Source organism: Candidatus Pelagibacter sp. Uisw_113, assembly GCF_047717815.1.
GTDB lineage: Bacteria > Pseudomonadota > Alphaproteobacteria > Pelagibacterales > Pelagibacteraceae > Pelagibacter.
The window spans coordinates 1,110,494-1,128,223 of sequence record NZ_CP159809.1; the positions used below are offsets into that span (position 1 = coordinate 1,110,494).

Here is a 17,730-nt window from a genome sequence, read left to right on the forward strand (position 1 = left end):
GGGTTTTTTTATTTCTGCTTTAATTTTTTAAGAACTAGTTTCTTCCAATTATAGTTTCTATGAATTGCCAACATTGAGATAATTTTATTTTTCTCAAAATCAATGACGTGTGATTGACCACCAAAACCGTCCATAACAAATATAGGTCTTTTTAATCCAGCAATATCAGTATGAAACTGACCATTATATGATTTTGTCATCGAATAACCATCTATCCCTATATTTCGTCTTTTTTTATCAACTCTATTTTCATATAATGATTTTAAGTATTGTCCTTCACAAGTATTATTATTCCAATCTTCTAATATAGCGATAGAAATTCTAAGGTAATCATAACGTGAGGCAAAATATGAATAAGTTACACTGTTACCATTTTTTCTAAATGCTTTTACCTTATGTTCAATACCCACTTTATCAACTAGTATTTCATTTAAAAGTTTTTTGAATTCTTTATTTCCCATTTTATACAAAACATAACTAGCAACAATATTTGTATCTAAGTTACTATAATTATATTTTAATTTACCTCTTTTAGAATCCTTTAATTCTTTTCTCATTACACTTTTCATTGAAACACTATTAACCCACCTATTTGAATTTTTTAAACCACTCATTGTGTCTACATATTTTTGATCTCCAGATGCCATATTCAAAAGATTGATAATTGGTTGATCATAGTACAAAGTATTCTCTAACACTGGCCAATCATTTAACTTATGATTAATACCACTAATATAACCCTTACAAATAGCATGACCCGTAACATACGATATTAAACTTTTACCAACAGAGTGAGAAACATATAATGTTTCGTTTTTAAAAGTTTTACCAAATCTTTCTTTAGGTGTAATTTCATCAATAGTAATATTACCATTTTCATACATTAAAAAACTTAACAAGGCTGTCTTATTCAATTGTTTTTTTACATAATCATCACTAGTCAATTTAAAGTTTAATTTTTTATAATTATCAGTTCCTTTGACTTTAATTTTAAATCCTTCATTATTTTTTCCATTTTTTATTTCTTTTTTTAGATAATATTTTAATATTTTGTAATCAGGTTTAGCATTATTAGGTATCTCATCAGAGTTATAAGGATAACCTTTCCAAGGGGTATTTTTTACAATTTTAGATTTCTGACCTGTGGATTGTAACAGGTTGTCATCACAATTATTGTTATACCATACATGACTATATTTTTTTTCGTGCTCACAAACGTCAAAAGCAAAAGCACTAGTTGAAAAAAATAATAGAAATAATGTTAAATATATTCTTTTCATTTTTATAACCCTAGCTCACCTCTTAAACGAAGTCATCTTTTGAGTTTGACCTTTAGAGTAATGAACAAATTAAAAGTGGTTAAATAATTACTGATTTACCTAAATCTAATATTTGAGATTGATAATATTCGGCTAGTCTTCGGTTGATATTCTAAAAACACGAAACGGCACGAAAAACCATTAATTAAGCTAGTAAAACAATAAGTGAATGAGAATGTAATACGGTTCCATCTAGAGAACACTCTAGATGCAAATACTAAACAAAATTAGAACCCTCGGAATGAAAGTTTTGGGGGTTTTTTTTTATAAAGTTTGAAAAAATATAATCAGCACCCTTTTTATCTTTATATAGAAAGTTAAAGTTATTTTTTTTAAAAAAATTAAACACTTTTTTTTTATTACTTTTTATAATTTCAATTTGAATTATAATTTTATTATTTTTAATAATGTTTTTAGCTCCCATTAAAAAAAAATACTCATGTTTTTCAACATCTACTTTTAAAAAAAGAATTTCATTTTTAATCTTTATAATATTATCTAATCTATCTATTTTGCATATGGTTGTATGCTGATGTTCTTTTCCATTATGCTTATACCCCTTTCCATAAAGGGTGTAATTTGGAGTAAATTCTTCCAATCCATAAAATTTTACTTTTCCAATCTTGTCTCCTAATGCTGTGTGATAAGTTGTGATATTTCTTAAATTGTTGATTTTAATCATTTGTTTTAATCTAGAGATATTTCTATAAATTGGGTCAAAAGACATTATTTTTAGCTTTTTAGTTTTTGACAATCTTAAAGAGTAAATTCCCCAACAAGATCCTATGTCTAGGAAATAATTAACTTTATTTTTGATTATTATATCTTTTGCTAAAAAAAATAAATCATCTTCATAGTTTTCTCTTAAGTAAAAATTTCTATCAATTAGATGTCGTGTATCTAATAAATATTTTATTCCTTCAATTTTTTTTTCTTTAAAATAATTATTACTAAAAAAAATATATTTTTTAAATACTGATGGAATCAGTCTTTTAAATACGGGTACTTTCATCAAGTTTTTTATGATCATATTTTTTATATATAAATTATAAATAAAACTTGGGCATAAAAATATTTATTATTCAAATTTCTTTATCAAAAGACCGTATAGTGATCAATTGTGATAAATGATTATAAATCCATTATTTAGTTGGTTTTTTTTTATATTAAGCTGTTATAAGGTTAATATATGTCAAAAAGATACAGCGGAAAATCATTTAAAGATTCAAGCACTGCTAAAAAGCCAAAATTAAGCCTAAAAGAAAAAAGAAAAAATAAGAAAGAGAAATCTAAAAAGTCTTAGACTTTAGCTCTTTTTTGACTGTGTTTTTTGAAGGTAAAGCTTTTGGGTCTATCACTTCTACTTTTAAACTTCTTCTTTCCATCAAAACTAGAGCTTTTTTTTTCTCCACTCGTTGATGAACTTTCAGATGTTTTTTTTCCAAAATATTTAGGATTATTTGTGAAGCCTGTTGGTTTCGAGTCATCTTTTTTAGTAAAACTAGATTTTCCTTTATAACCGAAACTTTTTTTCTCACCGTCTCTTGATGATGAGCTAGATCTTCCATAACTAGCTGGTTTTGATTTATCTCCAAAACTAGATTTTCCTTTATAACCGAAACTTTTTTTCTCACCGTCTCTTGATGATGAGCTAGATCTTCCATAACTAGCTGGTTTTGATTTATCTCCAAAACTAGATTTTCCTTTATAACCGAAACTTTTTTTCTCACCGTCTCTTGATGATGAGCTAGATCTTCCATAACTAGCTGGTTTTGATTTATCTCCAAAACTAGATTTTCCTTTATAACCGAAACTTTTTTTCTCACCGTCTCTTGATGATGAGCTAGATCTTCCATAACTAGATTTTTTTTCGTCTCTGAATTTTCTTTTTTTATTGTATGGCGCTTTTCCTCTTTTACCACCTCTTGAATCTCCTCTTGCTCCACGTGGCGCAGGTTTAAAATTCGGATCAATTAATTTACTAATTTCGTTCCACATCGACCTGTCATCTGGTGTAAGAAAAGTTAAAGCAGAACCTTCTGTTCCTGCTCTAGCAGTTCTTCCAATTCTATGAACGTAATCTTCTGGCACTTGTGGAAGGTCATAATTTATTACGTGCTGAATTAATGGAATATCTAAACCTCTTGCAGCAACGTCTGTTGCGATTAATATTCTCTTAAGGCCTTTTCTAAATGAAGTAATTACACGATCTCTTTTACTTTGACGAAGATCTCCATGAATAGCATCAGCTGAATGGCCCTCTTCTTTAAGACGCTTAACCATTTTATCAGCACCTCTTTTAGTTTTAACAAAAACTAATATTGATCCTTTTCTTGCTATAAATTGGTCTACTAGTTGATCGTATTTATTTTCTTTAAAAACTTGAAGGGTTTCTTGTTTAATTTTTGCAATAGGTACTGATGTTGACCCTGTTGAAATTCTTTGAGGTTTATTTAGATATCTTTCAGAAATTCTAACAATATTCTGAGGTAATGTTGCTGAAAATAATAAAGTTTGATGATCCTTTGGAACAAATTTTAAAATTAACTCTATTTGGGGAGTAAACCCCATGTCCAACATTCTATCAGTTTCATCTAACACTAAATATTTGGTAGCTGATAAATTTAAGCTTTTTCTTTTTAAGTGATCATTAATTCTTCCAGGAGTTCCAACAATTATTCTAGATCTGTTTCCCAGTTGTCTAAGTTGTTTTTGCATTGCTTCTCCACCAATAAGCAAGGCAGTTTTAATATTAATTTTATCACTAATAATACTCTTAATTGCAGCCATTACTTGAGTTGCAAGCTCTCTAGTTGGGCACATAACTAACGCAAATGCATTTTTATCTAATATTAATTTATTAATTAAAGGGATACTAAAAGCTAATGTTTTTCCAGTTCCTGTTTGAGCCGTTCCTAAAATATCTTTTCCCTCTAAGGCAACTGGTATTGCCATAGCTTGAATTGGAGTTGGTTTCGTAAACTTCATTTTTTCCAATGAATTTTTTAACGAATCTTCTATTTTTAATAATTTAAAGTTTTCCATTTAGGTATTTAGATTTTTTAAAACTTAAGGAGATATGCTCTTAATCCTTTAATACGTCTAATTTATACAGCGATATCTATACGTTTTTTTAATAATCACAAGAAGCTAATTTATTATTAAAATAGCTTTAATAAGAAAATAATGGGTTTTTTAAGTTTTCAAATGACTCAATTAATGTATAAGAGCGTCAAATTATGACTAACAATATTCGAAACATCACAATTATAGCTCACGTTGACCATGGCAAGACAACCATGATTGATAATCTAATGAAGCAAAGTGGTTCATTTAGAGAAAATGAGGTTGTGGATGAAAGATTGATGGACTCTGGTGAGTTGGAAAAAGAAAGAGGAATTACTATTCTAGCTAAACCTGCTTCTATTGATTGGCAAAATACGAGAGTTAATATTATCGATACACCAGGTCACAGAGATTTTGCAGCTGAAGTAGAGCGTGTTTTAAGTATGGCCGATGGCGCTTTATTATTAATTGATTCTGCAGAAGGTGTAATGCCACAAACAAAATTTGTACTAGCAAAAGCTCTTAAGCAAGGGTTAAAGCCAATTGTTGTAATTAACAAACTAGATAAAGCCGATCAAAGAGCTAATGAAGTTTTAGATGAAACATTTGACTTATTTGTAAGTTTAGATGCAAACGAGGAACAATTAGACTTTCCAGTTATGTACGCAAGTGGAAGATCTGGATGGGCAGACAAAGAGGTGGATGGCCCAAGAGAAAATCTACACCCATTATTAGATTTAATTCTAGAACATGTTAAGCCAGCAGACCTTGATAAAACCAAACCTTTCGCAATGCTATCTACTTTATTATATGCAGATAGTTTCTTGGGTAGAAGTTTAGTTGGAAAAATATCTCAAGGAACAGCAAAAGCTAACCAGCCTATTAAAGCAATAAATCTTAAAGGTGAAAAAGTTGATGAAGGTAGATTAACTAAAATTTTTAGATACGAAGGAACAAAGAAAGTACCCATTGAAGTTGGTGAAGCAGGGGACATTGTTGTGATTGCAGGTTTAGAAAAAGCTAACGTAGCAGATACAATTTGTGATCTTGAAGTAAACGATCCACTTCCAGCAACTCCAATAGATCCTCCAACTATGTCTATTACTATAAGTGTAAATAGTTCACCTTTAGCTGGAACAGAGGGTAAAAAATTAACAAGTACTCAAATCAGAGATAGATTGGTTACTGAAGCACAAAACAATGTTGGAATTTCTTTTTCTCAAAATGCAAACGTAGATGCTTTTGTAATTAGTGGTCGTGGTGAGTTAATGCTTGAAATCTTACTGACACAAATGAGACGTGAAGGTTTTGAAATGACGGTAAGTCCTCCAAAAGTTTTATACCAAAAAGATGAAGGTGGAAATAAATTAGAACCAATTGAAGAGATTACTGTTGATGTAGATGAAGAGTTTTCATCCAAGATTATTGATTCCATGAATAGAAGAAAAGGTAAATTACTTGACCTTAAAGATACAGGAAAAGATAAAAAAAGATTAATCTTTCATGCACCAACAAGAGGCTTGATGGGTTACACAAGTAGATTTTTAACCTTAACAAAAGGAACTGGTGTAATTAATAGAATCTTCCATGGTTATGGAAAATTTGAAGGTGAGATGGATGGCAGAAAAAATGGTGCTTTAATTTCAATGGCAAATGGAAAAGCTGTTGCATTTGCAATATTTAACTTACAGGCGAGAGGTGAAATGTTTGTGACTCATAATGATCCTGTTTATGAAGGAATGATTGTTGGATTGGCCCCAAAAGCTGGTGATATGATTATTAACGTTATGAAGGGTAAACAGTTAACTAACATGAGAACTCAAGGAACTGACGAAAACGTTGTGCTAACTCCAGTAAGACAAATGTCAATTGCAGAACAGCTAAGTATGCTAAATACTGATGAAGCATTAGAAATTACTCCTAAATCTCTTAGATTGAGAAAAGCGATTCTTAATCCTAATGATAGAAAAAAGAACGAAAAATCGTCAACGCCTCTTTAATTAAAAAACTTTCCAACAATAAATAAACTAAGAGCAACAGCTGGTCCAATTCCAAAAGCAAATAATAAAGTTCCAACTCCTACTGTACCACCCAAATACCAACCGATAGACATCACTGTAATTTCAAGAAAAGCTCTAACAATAGCAATCGGTAAATTTGTTTTTTTTTGTAAACCAACCATTAGTCCATCTCTTGGTCCAGCTCCTAAATTAGCCACTAGATAAATACCACCACCAAGTCCTACTGTGAGTACCGCTATAATGGCCAAAAGTATTTGAGAAATATACCCTGAAGGTGTCGGCACAAATTTTATACAGACATCAATCATCAAACCAATAATTATTGCATTTAAGATTGTTCCAATTCCAGGTTTTTGTTTTAAAGGTAACCACAACAATAAAATACCAATGCTCACAAATATAGTTATTATTCCAGTAGAAAAATCAACATTCAATGCAATACCTTGTGCGAGAACAGACCAAGGTGAGGCTCCAGCAAAAGAGACAATTAATAATCCCTCACCTAAACCAAATAAAGTTAATCCAAGACACAAAAAAAAGAAAGTTGAAATTTTTGGTTTAAGATTTAATGGTTTTTCAGAACTCCAATAAACTTTAGGAATATTTTTGATTTTCAAGAACATTTTTTAATAAATTACTTCTTTTAAAATTAAAGTCTATTATTGTTAACACTTTATGAAAAAATTTTTTATACTAATTTTCTTTTTAACATATTCACTTAGCTCTAATGCCCACATGGCGCATTATAATAAATTTAATAAAATTGAAATGGAGATTTTAAAAGATGGTGAAGTTATTGGCTATAATTACTATTTTTTTAAAAAGGATGGGGATAAGACAACAGTTACAAATCAAATTAAGTTTACAGTAAAGTTATTTGGAGCAACAATTTTTGAAATTGAAGGGTACGGAGAGGAAAAATATATTAAAGATAAATTGATTTCTTTTAATTCTAAAACACTTCAAAATGATAAAGAAAAATATGTAGATTTAGAATTTAATGAACAAACAGATAAATTTGATATTCAAGGTTCTTCCTATAGTGGTATGGCATCAACAAACAACGTAATTGGAAACTGGTGGAGCCATAAAATTTTACAAACTAATAGTCAAATTAGCCCAGTATCAGGTAGTATCAAAGAGCAGGTAGTAACGTTTATTGGTAAAGAAAAAATTGAACTTTATGGTAAAATTTATGAAGTAGATCATTTTAAATTAACCTCAAAAGACATGTCTTTACCAAAAGATAAAAGGCTTAATTTTGATATATGGTTTAATAAAAAAAATTCTTTAATTTTAAAAGTTACTTATTCTAGATTAGGAAATTGGGAATATAAGGTTAAAAAGTTTGAATAAAATTATTTATTTATTTTATTAAAAAGATCTTGAGCGCTTATCCATCCTGATTCTAATCTAGGTCCAACAAACCAATCCGCACAAACTCCGAGGTTTAAAGAAGAATTCCAATAACTTTTAATTCTTAAAGGTTTTGAGTTAGATGAATATTTCCAGCCATGATTTAATGAAAATAAGACTTTAGTTTTTTTGATACCTGTAAGCTTAAAAAACTGCTCAATCAAAGTTTTTGTGTTCAATTTATTATTGTCTCGATTTTTATTAATCTCTTTATTTGCCCATGAGTAAGTACTTTGTAGGGTCCAAAGATCATTTTTACTTTTAAAACGCATTTTACTATTTTCATTTCCAGCCCAGCCTAAAATTTTATCGTTAAAAAAATAACTACTAACATTAAGTTTACTTTTTTTTGTAGTCATCATGACAGTTATATTTGCATCCATTTTAATTCTTTTATTGATAAATGAATGATTAATATATTTTTTTGAAAGTTTTTTTAATTGAGGGAATGGACAGGTTAATATCAAAGATTTATAAAATTTTATTGATCCATCTGAAAAAGATATTTCCCAAATTTTTTTTCTATTGGCAATTTTAATAACCTCACTACTAAAATTACAGTTAATATTTTTTAATAAATATTTACTAATTGCATTATTTCCCTTTTTACCAATTATCTTAATATGGCTCTTATCCTCTTTTTTATTATCATTAAGAAAAATATGATTTCCAGTCCACTTTTTAAGAATTTTTTTATTAATTAAATCTTTTATAAAACTTTTAAATTGGATACTTTTTGGTGAAATATACTGAACACCATAATCAAAACTTTCATTATTATTAAGCTTTTTATTAGATGATCTTCCTCCAACCCCTCTTGCCTTATCATAAACATCTAATGAATATTTTTTACTAAGGGAGTTTGCAATTGTTGCACCAGAAATGCCAGAACCAATAATACAAAAGTCCTTCATTTACCTGCAACTACCATACCTTCTATTAACATCGTAGGAGCATTTGTAGAATATTTAAACTCAAGATCGTCAGCTAAGGTAATATTTTTGAATATGTCTTTAAAGTTTCCAGCAATAGTTATTTCACTTACTGGATATTTAAACACACCATTTTCAACCATAAACCCTGTGGCACCAACTGAATAATCCCCTGTAACTAAATTGCTTCCATGACCAATAGTTTCTGTAATGTATAAAGTTCTTTGGTTTAATTTTAATAAGTCCTTGTATGAAATAGAACCTTTTTCAAAATATAAATTACTTGTTCCACCACTTCTGCCATTTGACTTAAGTTTTAGCTTTTTCCCATTGTAAGTATCCACTAAATAATGTTTTAAAATACCTTGATCTACTAATTTTAATTCATCAGTTTTCACTCCTTCAGAATCAAAGTATCTCGAACCTAATCCTTTAACTATATTAGGTTTATCAAAAATATTTATTGAAGATGTAAATATTTCTTCATTAATTTTATCTTTTAAAAAAGATGTGCCTCTTGCAATAGAAGAAGCTGATATTGCACTTGCAAAAACACTCAACATTCCTTTTGAAATTCTTCTATCAAAGACAATACTAATTTTTTCACTTTCTATTTTTCTTGGATCTAGTTTTTGTAATGTTTTTTTTGCTGCTATTGCACCAATTTGGCTAGGTTTTAACATATCATTTAGATGACAAGTGCTGGTAAATTCATAATCTCTCTCCATCTTATTATTAGAATCTTTTGCTACAGCAACACATGATGCCGAAAAAGAAGAAGACTTATAACCATTTAAAAAGCCATCACTGCTTGCTAATATAAAATTTGATTTTGACTCGGAGAAACCAGTTTCTGTATTAATAATTTCTTTTTTTTGAAATGCAGCCTCTTCTACTTCTTTTAAATATTCAATTTTTTCATCATTCTCTATATGGTCGTCATCATATAAATTTAGATCATTAATTTTATTAGCCAGTAAATCTTTATCTGGCAATGAATTATATTCATCTTCTGGAGTAAATTTTGTTGTCTCAATACATCTTTCTACCAATATCTTGATATTTTCTTCTGTAAGATTTGAAGAAGATATACTTGATTTTTTTTTACCAATATAGGTTGTAAGACTAACACCTAAGCTATCTGATCTATCAGATTCATCTAATCTTTTATTTCTAAAATTTACCGTTTCTGAGATGGAGTGCATCACAGCAGCAGTTGAGTCTGTTGCTCCAAGTTTTTTTGCTAAATCTATGCAAAAAGAAGCTGTCTTTTTTAAATAATCTTGATCTTTAACCATATGATTTATAATTGAGTTCCACCAACAGTCATTTTGTCAATTAAGATCGATGGTTGCGCCACACCTACTGGAACACCTTGCCCAGCTTTTCCACAAGTTCCAATACCTGGGTCAAGCATCATGTTATTTCCAACTAATGAAACCTCTTTTAAAATTGAAGGACCATCACCAATTAACGTTGCCCCCTTAATAGGTGATCCAATTTTACCGTTAATAATTTCATAAGCCTCTGTACAGTTAAATACAAATTTTCCTGAAGTAATATCAACTTGTCCTCCTCCAAAACTTACCGCAAATATTCCTTTATCAACTGATTTAATCATCTCTTCTTGAGAATATTTTCCATTTAACATCATGGTATTTCTCATTCTTGGAAGAACAACATGTTTGTAACTTTCTCGTCTACCACTACCTGTTGATCTCGTATTCATTAATCTCGCATTTAGTCGATCTTGCATAAAATTTTTTAATATACCGTTTTCTATTAAAATGGTTTTTTCAGTTGGTGTCCCCTCATCGTCAATTGTTAAACTTCCTCTTCTGTTATGAAGAGTTCCATCATCAACAATAGTAACGCCTTCACTAGCAACTCTTTGACCCATTAAATTATGAAAAGCAGATGTTTTTTTTCTATTAAAGTCACCTTCAAGACCATGTCCTATAGCTTCATGAATAAGTATTGCTGGCCAGCCCGATCCTAAAACAACTTTCATTTCTCCTGCAGGCGCAGGTTTACTTTCAAGATTTACTGAAGCAATTCTAAATGCTTCATCACATACTTTTTTCCAATTATCATCTTTAAGATATTCATCATAAGATTGTCTTCCACCAATTCCATAAACTCCTGTTTCTTTTTTTCCATCTTTCTCAAGCATGACTGAAACATTAAAACGAATTAAAGGTCTAACATCTGTTAACACCTCACCTCCTGATCTTATAATTTCTATAGATTTATGCTCGCCTGCAAAACTAGCAGTGACTTGTTGTACTATTCCACCTTTTGCTCTCGTATAGTTGTTAACTTCTTTGAGAAGATCCAATTTAGATTGTAGTGATTTTTCTTCTATCGGATTAATATCTTTATAAAATTTTTCATTAGTTTTTTGAATTTCATGATTGTAGATACCCTTTTGAGATTTTAAAGTTGAGCTTAGATTGCTAGCTGATTGTTTTAAAGATTTTTTTGAAATTTCATTTGAATGAGAATAAGCTACTACTTCACCTGTTACAGCTCTTAAGCCATATCCTAGATCAGAACTATAACTAGAACTCTTTATTTTATCATCATCAAGTACAATAGATTCACTTTTAGAATTTTCTAAGTAAAGCTCACCATCATCACAATTATTTAATGTTTCAGAAATAATACTTTCTGCATCTTTTCTTGATAAATCAGTTTTGGTAAAAAAATCACTCATAAATAACAAGTAATAGTTATAATTATTTTTTCAATTGTCGTATTTCGCACATATACAATCTATCGGATTCTATATAATTTTAGGAAAAAATTAAAAAAAAAGGACAATATAATGAAAAAATTTGATGAATTAATGAACGTTTCTACTCAAATACAAAATATTTCAGTTAATGAAGCCAAAGAAAAACTAAATGACCCAAATGTTCAATTCGTAGACGTAAGAGATAAAAATAGTTTTGAATCAGAGACTATTGGTAACGCTGTAAATTTAGAAAGAGGCTTATTAGAGTTTTATCTTGCTGATGGCAGTCCTTTAGAAAATGAAATGTTTAAAAAAAATCCTGACAAAGAATATATAATTTTTTGTGGACTTGGTGGTCAAAGCACACTTGCAACTAAAACTATGCAAGAAATGGGAATAAAAAATGTAAAAAATATGACTGGTGGAATGACAGCTTGGAAAAATAAAAAATAAATTATGAAAGTTTATTTTAATAATTCATGTAAAATTTGCCGTACTGAAATAAACTTGTACAAAAAACAAAATATTAAAGACATAGAGTGGGTAGATATCACAAATAATAAATCTGCAGAAATAGAGACTCAAAGAAATGCTAAGAACCTTTTACGTAGACTTCATATTAAAGATGGTGAGAAAGTAATTGGAGGAGCAGAGGCTTTTTTATTAGTGTGGAAAAAAATTCCTAAATACAAGTTTCTTTATAGTTTTTTTAAAACTCCTATAATTTTTACTTTATTTTCATTTTTTTATGAGATTATTGCATTTTTTTTATTTTTAAAAAATAAAAAACAACTTTTAAAATAGTTTTTATGTTGAGAAGATTTGCTGAATAAAATATATTTTATTTATGAAAATTTTTATACTATTTTTATTTATATTTAGTTTTATTTCTTCTGCTCAATCCTCTCAAAAAAATATTTTAAATAATCTTTTTGGCCAACTTCAAACTATTAATAATTCTAAAAGCGCCGCTTTATTAGAGAAAAAAATTTGGTCTATTTGGAATGAGCATCCCGATGATTTTAAATTAACTGAAAAATTAGAATTTGGTACAGAGCTGATGCAATATGGGGATTATAATTATGCATTAAAAGTTTTCAGTAATGTATTGGAGAGTGATCCTAACTGGTCAGAGGCTTGGAATAAAAGAGCAACTGTATATTTTTTAATGAGCCAGTTTACAAATTCATTAAATGATATTGATAAAGTTTTAAATATAGAACCTAGACACTTTGGGGCTTTATCAGGACAAGCAAGAATTTTCATAAAACTCCAAGAATATGAAAAAGCAATTAAAAGTATTGAGCAAGCATTGAGGTTCTACCCCTCATTTAAAAGTCGTGAACTAATACCTGAGATTGAAAGATTGATTAAGGAAGATACTATCTAATTTAACCTTTTTTAGCTCTTTTTTTTGAAATTAACTGTGTTAATGAGTCAACCATTAAATCGGAGGCTTTAAATATTTCATTTGATTTAAATTCATAAGAAGAATTTTTTTCAGGGTCTGATTTATCTTCAATAACTATTCCTTCATCAGGAGAATTATTTTTTATATAAATTAATAGCAGCCACTCTTCATCTGGTGCTTCGTCCCATTTAATAAATATTTCTCCAGTTTCAAATCTTTGGTCAATACATCTAAAAATGGACATATGTCTAGTGATGTGCCTTTTATTTAGTTGAAAAACTAAACTGCTTGCACTTCTATAAAAACTTTCAAGAGAAAGCTCAATTTTCTGCCTCGCAATTTTATAGTCTTTCTCTTTTTGAAGTAAAGTTTCCCTATCTTCATCACCTTGAATTTTTACTCCTAGAGCCTCTACTCTTTCTCTAATTTTTTGATCTCGTATAATTCTATATTTATTTTTTAATTTCTCTATTCTTGCTTGAAGACCAGCATAATCATCTCTTTTTTCTTTTAATGAAATCTTTTCAAGTTTTTCTAATTCTTTAATCTCTCTTATTCTAAATTTTTCTATCTGTTTTTCTAATTGTAATTGTTTTAGAAATTGTTTTTGTCTTTCAGCATGTTCAACTCTAAGTAGGGCTTGCTCCTTACGCAAAAATAGCTTTATGTCTCTTGCTCTTTCTTTTTCAAGTTTAATTTCTTCTTTTAATGCTTTTTCTTTAAGTTTAGTTTGTTCCTCTTCTTGTTTTACTTTTTGTTTTTGAGTTTGTAATTTTTCTTTTTCATTTTTTTCAATTTCCTCAAGTTGTCTTCTTCTTTTTTCTTCAGCTTTTAATGTCTTATATTCAGATATTTTATTAGCGATACTATCAAAAAAAGCTTGAATATATTTTTCTAAACTAAAATTGATTTTAATATTAAATTCTGGTTTTAAAGAATGCTGAAGTTCAATTATTGTTGGTATTAAGCCTGCACTTTTTTTAACAAATATTTTTTTAGCTGACTTTTTTTTAACTGGTATTTTTTTAATCGACTTTTTTTTAGCTGACTTTTTTTTAAGTGGTATTTTTTTAATCGGCTTTTTTTTAGCTGACTTTTTTTTAGCTGACTTTTTTTTAAGTGGTATTTTTTTAATCGGCTTTTTTTTAGCTGACTTTTTTTTAGCTGACTTTTTTTTTATTTTTTTCATACTTTAAGGAAGTTTTGATTTATCAATATATTAATGATAAATATAGTCTCTTGTAATAGGTGTGGATGTATAACTCTTTGTTAGTTGGAGTTGATACACAACCTGATCACCCCATTTGAAAGCAATTTCGCATCCAGCAAGGTAAAATTCCCACATTCTAAAAAACCTTTCATCATACATTTCAATAATTTTTTCCTTATTTTTTATGCAGTTTTCCTTCCAATGTCTCAATGTGTGTGAATAATGCAGCTTGAGGACTTCAATATCAGATACTACTAATCCTGCTTTTTCAATTGGTGTGGTTACCTCACTTAAGCTTGGCGTATATCCACCTGGAAAAATATACTTTGTTATCCAAGGATGTGGGTCTCTTGGTGGATTAACAGAACCAATAGTATGAACTAAAGAAATACCATTATCACTAAGTAGTTTTTCTACTTGCCTAAAAAATTTTCTATAAAATTTTCTCCCCACATGCTCAAACATTCCAACACTAACAATCCTATCAAATTTTTCATCTAATTGTCGATAATCCATAAGCTTAAATGTGACCTGATTCTCTAAATTAAGTTCTTTAGCTTTTTTTAAACAATAATCTAATTGGTTTTGTGACAAAGTAATTCCTGTTACTTCACAATTTGTAGATTTAGCAATGTCTATGGCTAATGATCCCCACCCACACCCTATATCAAGAACTTTTTGATTCGGTCGTATATTTAATTTTTTGATTATGTGTTGTATCTTATTGTTTTGAGCATCTTCTAGTGTGTCATTCTCATTTTTAAAATATCCACAAGAATATTGTCTTTTTTTATCTAAAAATAAATCATATAGATCATCGGATAGATCATAATGGTGAGAAACATTCATTTTAGATTTTTTTATAAAATTAAAATTTGTAAGATATCTGTATGAGCCACTCAGTTTATTTATAAGATGACTAAAAAAATTTATCTCTCCTCTTCCAATGTTCATAAGTGCTAAATCTAAAAATTCAGTTAGTGTTCCATTTTCAATAACAATACCTCCATCTGAATAAGCTTCTCCAAAGTATAGATCGGGGCGAAATAGCAGTTTATAATGAAGTTTCTTGTTTAAAATCTTAAGTGTAATTGGTTTTTTTTTTTTTGGAGAGCCTATAATGTAATTTTTTGAATTAGCATCAACTAGTATGAAGCCATCATTTTTAAATATGTTATTTAAAAACCTTGCTAATTGCATTTAAGCCGCCTTTAAGGATCCCAGTGTGAAGTTAAGTTTATTAAGTTCTTCCATTAATAGAAGTTTATCTTTTTCATTTAAAATACTAACAGGGGGCAGAACATTCTTATAAATTTTATTTTCATCAGACATAAAAGAATGTAACCCTGAAATTAAATTAAACTTTTCAAAAGTATTTCTGACATCACACAACATTTCATTTTTTGTTTGTTCTTTTTTTTCAATAAAGTCATCGTAAACCTTTCGAGACAATCCTGCTGTTACATTGCAAGTTGCTGTAATAATTCCAGTACAACCTAATTCTAAGCCTTTTAAGAGTTTTGACTCTGATCCTGGTAGAACAGAAAAATTATCAATCTTTAGATTTTCATATAAGTTGTAAGAACTATCTTTAACCCCAACTATTTGTTTTGGAAACTTTTTAACAAGCTCTTCAACACATTCACTGCTAAATTTATAACCACACAACTTTTCAAAGTTATATAAAACAATTCTACTGTCTGGTACAGCATCAACTACTCTTGAATAAAACTCAATTACCTCACTATCACCATACTTATAATAAGCAGGTGGCATTATTAAAAAATAACTAAAATTTAAAGAGTTAGCAACCTTCATTAAATTTATAGTTTCGTTTAAAGAATTAAGTCCAGTTCCAATTAAATATTTTTCTTTATATTTACTTTCTGATAATTTATTTAATAAACCAATTTTTTCACCGATAGATATAAGCTGTGCTTGTCCTGTGCTTCCAAAAATAGCAACACCATGGCAACCCATATCTATTATTTTTTCAGCATGATTAACTGTCTTTTCAATATTTAAACTTAAATCGCTATTAAATACCGACATTGATGCCGCATAAATGCCTTTAATTTTACTCATATGCTAAACTTATATAAAATAAAAAATTTAGTAAAGATGATAAAGTATTAAATGAAAATTTTAGTAGTGCAAAATAAAATGGGAATTGGAGATATGGTAATCTACTTGCCTTTTATAGACGCTATTTCTAAAAAATTTAATACACCCGTAAGCATTCTTGCTAAACAAAGTTCAAAAGCAGAACAATTCTTAATAGATAATAAAAATATTGAAAAAATAATTATTCTTGAGCAAGGTAATAAACTCAAGGAAGCAAAACATCGTGGTTTTAGTGGATTTATAAACTTAGCAAATGAACTTGGAGAGCATAATTTTGATAAAATCTTTATTTTTAACTCATCGCTTAGATTTTATTTAGTTGCAAAATTTGCTGGCATTAAAAACATTTATCAATACCCATTATTTGAAAAAAAAAATCAACATATAGTGAATGCAGCAAAAAAATTTATAAAACAAAAATTAAATTTAGATATAGATAGTGATCCAAAAATTTTTATAAATGATAAATCTGTACAAGATATAAAATCAAAATTTAAAAATAATAATGATCAAAAAAATATTATACTTGGTATAGGTGGGTCGGGTCCAACCAAAAGAGTTCCAGCTACAACATTTATAAAGCTTATGAGTCTAATCTCTAATGTTTATAAATGTAGATTTTTCTTAGCTACTGGCAAAAATAAAGAGGAACAAAAAATTTTAAAAGAAATTCTTAATTCAGAATTTAAGGACAAATGTATTTCCTTAGATGAATTAAATATAAGCGAAACCCTACCAATAATTAAAAATTGTGACGCTTCTGTTTGCAATGACTCTAGTTTTAGTCATCTGTCATCAGGGCTTGGTATTAAAACAATTGTTTTAATGGCAGACTCACCATTGATATATGGGAATTATAGTTCAAGAATGTATCCAATTATTCCAGATGGTGAAAATACAGTAACACATAATACTCTGGGTAAAGATAAAATTAATCCAGATAAAATTTTTGGTCAATTAAAAAAAATTCTTAACTAAGAAATATCTCTTAATACAATTTCTTTAGCTTCATTTACAATCGTCGATAGCCTTGCAGTCTCTGGTGAAATATCCGGATGTATTTTTTTTTGAATTTTTATATACGCATTTTTAACATCATTTTTAGTAATATTTTTTTTTATGTCTAAATTTAAAATTTTGTAAGCTTCCTCTAAAGATATTTTAGTAGAGTTTTTAACATTTTGATTTTGATTAAATGAAAATCTCCCAGATCTTCTGAGTGTTTGTATCAGTCTAAATAAGCCAATTAATTGAAATAATGAAAACCCCTTTAACTTAACTAAAGCTAAGCTAAGCAACGTAAGTGGTATACTTAATAAAAACTTACCTGCAACCAACAGTAATATTGCCAAAATTATTAAACCTAAAAAAATTAATTTTCTTAAATGTTTTGATATTTTTTTTGATGAGATGCTGGCTACTGATTTAAGTAAAAAGTAAATAATTCCTAAAAAAACTAGTGTATAAACAATAATATTCATATATTTAATTTGT

General features: G+C 28.6%; 17 protein-coding genes. 6 read left to right on the plus strand and 11 right to left on the minus strand.

The genetic code is table 11. The annotated features are described in order from the left end of the window. Positions 1-8: 8 nt before the first annotated feature. The 3 genes from ABXT39_RS06010 to ABXT39_RS06020 form a co-directional block, all read right to left on the minus strand. Positions 9-1,280: a hypothetical protein gene (locus tag ABXT39_RS06010; RefSeq protein ID WP_415294824.1), complete on the minus strand. Its 1,272-nt coding sequence runs from the start codon at positions 1,278-1,280 to the stop codon at positions 9-11. Positions 1,281-1,536: 256 nt separating this feature from the next. Next, positions 1,537-2,349: an FkbM family methyltransferase gene (locus ABXT39_RS06015; RefSeq protein ID WP_415294825.1), complete on the minus strand. Its 813-nt coding sequence runs from the start codon at positions 2,347-2,349 to the stop codon at positions 1,537-1,539. 269 nt (positions 2,350-2,618) lie between these two features. After that, the gene (locus ABXT39_RS06020; RefSeq protein ID WP_415294826.1) at positions 2,619-4,364 is read right to left on the minus strand and encodes a DEAD/DEAH box helicase; all 1,746 of its coding nucleotides are present in this window, start codon (positions 4,362-4,364) and stop codon (positions 2,619-2,621) included. Between the two features lie 194 nt (positions 4,365-4,558). Here ABXT39_RS06020 and typA point away from each other — a divergent pair, with 194 nt between their 5' ends. Next, positions 4,559-6,385 carry a translational GTPase TypA gene (gene typA / locus ABXT39_RS06025; protein WP_415294827.1) on the plus strand — a complete coding sequence of 609 codons (1,827 nt, stop codon included), beginning with the start codon at positions 4,559-4,561 and terminating at the stop codon, positions 6,383-6,385. Here typA and ABXT39_RS06030 read toward each other — a convergent pair. Then, positions 6,382-7,029, minus strand: a complete 648-nt coding sequence (locus ABXT39_RS06030) for a YczE/YyaS/YitT family protein (protein ID WP_415294828.1) — start codon at positions 7,027-7,029, stop codon at positions 6,382-6,384. The genes typA and ABXT39_RS06030 overlap by 4 nt on opposite strands. A 52-nt stretch (positions 7,030-7,081) precedes the next feature. Between ABXT39_RS06030 and ABXT39_RS06035 the strand changes: the two genes are divergently transcribed. Next, positions 7,082-7,762 carry a DUF6134 family protein gene (locus ABXT39_RS06035; protein ID WP_415294829.1) on the plus strand — a complete coding sequence of 227 codons (681 nt, stop codon included), beginning with the start codon at positions 7,082-7,084 and terminating at the stop codon, positions 7,760-7,762. Positions 7,763-7,764: 2 nt separating this feature from the next. On the opposite strand, the gene ABXT39_RS06040 is transcribed toward ABXT39_RS06035, so the two are convergent. The 3 genes from ABXT39_RS06040 to tldD are packed head-to-tail and all read right to left on the minus strand — an operon-like array spanning position 7,765 to position 11,470. Beyond that, a complete protein-coding gene (locus ABXT39_RS06040; RefSeq protein ID WP_415294830.1) occupies positions 7,765-8,736 on the minus strand; it encodes an NAD(P)/FAD-dependent oxidoreductase in 972 nt (323 codons plus the stop codon). Continuing rightward, positions 8,733-10,052, minus strand: a complete 1,320-nt coding sequence (locus tag ABXT39_RS06045; RefSeq protein ID WP_415294831.1) for a TldD/PmbA family protein — start codon at positions 10,050-10,052, stop codon at positions 8,733-8,735. Before ABXT39_RS06045 ends, ABXT39_RS06040 begins: the two co-directional genes overlap by 4 nt. 5 nt (positions 10,053-10,057) lie before the next feature. Beyond that, positions 10,058-11,470: a metalloprotease TldD gene (tldD, locus tag ABXT39_RS06050; protein ID WP_415294832.1), complete on the minus strand. Its 1,413-nt coding sequence runs from the start codon at positions 11,468-11,470 to the stop codon at positions 10,058-10,060. A gap of 111 nt (positions 11,471-11,581) precedes the next feature. Between tldD and ABXT39_RS06055 the strand changes: the two genes are divergently transcribed. Genes ABXT39_RS06055 through ABXT39_RS06065 form a run of 3 tightly spaced genes read left to right on the plus strand, consistent with a single transcriptional unit; the run spans position 11,582 to position 12,881 of the window. Next, entirely contained in the window at positions 11,582-11,944 is a 363-nt protein-coding gene (locus ABXT39_RS06055; RefSeq protein WP_415294833.1) for a rhodanese-like domain-containing protein, read from the plus strand. Between the two features lie 3 nt (positions 11,945-11,947). Further along, positions 11,948-12,295 carry a DCC1-like thiol-disulfide oxidoreductase family protein gene (locus ABXT39_RS06060; protein WP_415294834.1) on the plus strand — a complete coding sequence of 116 codons (348 nt, stop codon included), beginning with the start codon at positions 11,948-11,950 and terminating at the stop codon, positions 12,293-12,295. Positions 12,296-12,338: 43 nt separating this feature from the next. Beyond that, the gene (locus ABXT39_RS06065; protein ID WP_415294835.1) at positions 12,339-12,881 is read left to right on the plus strand and encodes a tetratricopeptide repeat protein; all 543 of its coding nucleotides are present in this window, start codon (positions 12,339-12,341) and stop codon (positions 12,879-12,881) included. 1 nt (position 12,882) lies between these two features. On the opposite strand, the gene ABXT39_RS06070 is transcribed toward ABXT39_RS06065, so the two are convergent. The 3 genes from ABXT39_RS06070 to ABXT39_RS06080 are packed head-to-tail and all read right to left on the minus strand — an operon-like array spanning position 12,883 to position 16,197. Next, the gene (locus ABXT39_RS06070; protein ID WP_415294836.1) at positions 12,883-14,091 is read right to left on the minus strand and encodes a hypothetical protein; all 1,209 of its coding nucleotides are present in this window, start codon (positions 14,089-14,091) and stop codon (positions 12,883-12,885) included. A gap of 30 nt (positions 14,092-14,121) precedes the next feature. Then, positions 14,122-15,312 carry a class I SAM-dependent methyltransferase gene (locus ABXT39_RS06075; RefSeq protein ID WP_415294837.1) on the minus strand — a complete coding sequence of 397 codons (1,191 nt, stop codon included), beginning with the start codon at positions 15,310-15,312 and terminating at the stop codon, positions 14,122-14,124. Continuing rightward, positions 15,313-16,197: a dihydrodipicolinate synthase family protein gene (locus tag ABXT39_RS06080; RefSeq protein WP_415294838.1), complete on the minus strand. Its 885-nt coding sequence runs from the start codon at positions 16,195-16,197 to the stop codon at positions 15,313-15,315. Positions 16,198-16,248: 51 nt separating this feature from the next. Here ABXT39_RS06080 and ABXT39_RS06085 point away from each other — a divergent pair, with 51 nt between their 5' ends. Further along, complete coding sequence (locus ABXT39_RS06085) at positions 16,249-17,214, plus strand: glycosyltransferase family 9 protein (protein WP_415294839.1); 966 nt, start codon at positions 16,249-16,251, stop codon at positions 17,212-17,214. On the opposite strand, the gene ABXT39_RS06090 is transcribed toward ABXT39_RS06085, so the two are convergent. Continuing rightward, complete coding sequence (locus tag ABXT39_RS06090; RefSeq protein WP_415294840.1) at positions 17,211-17,717, minus strand: J domain-containing protein; 507 nt, start codon at positions 17,715-17,717, stop codon at positions 17,211-17,213. The genes ABXT39_RS06085 and ABXT39_RS06090 overlap by 4 nt on opposite strands. Between the last annotated feature and the right edge of the window lie 13 nt (positions 17,718-17,730).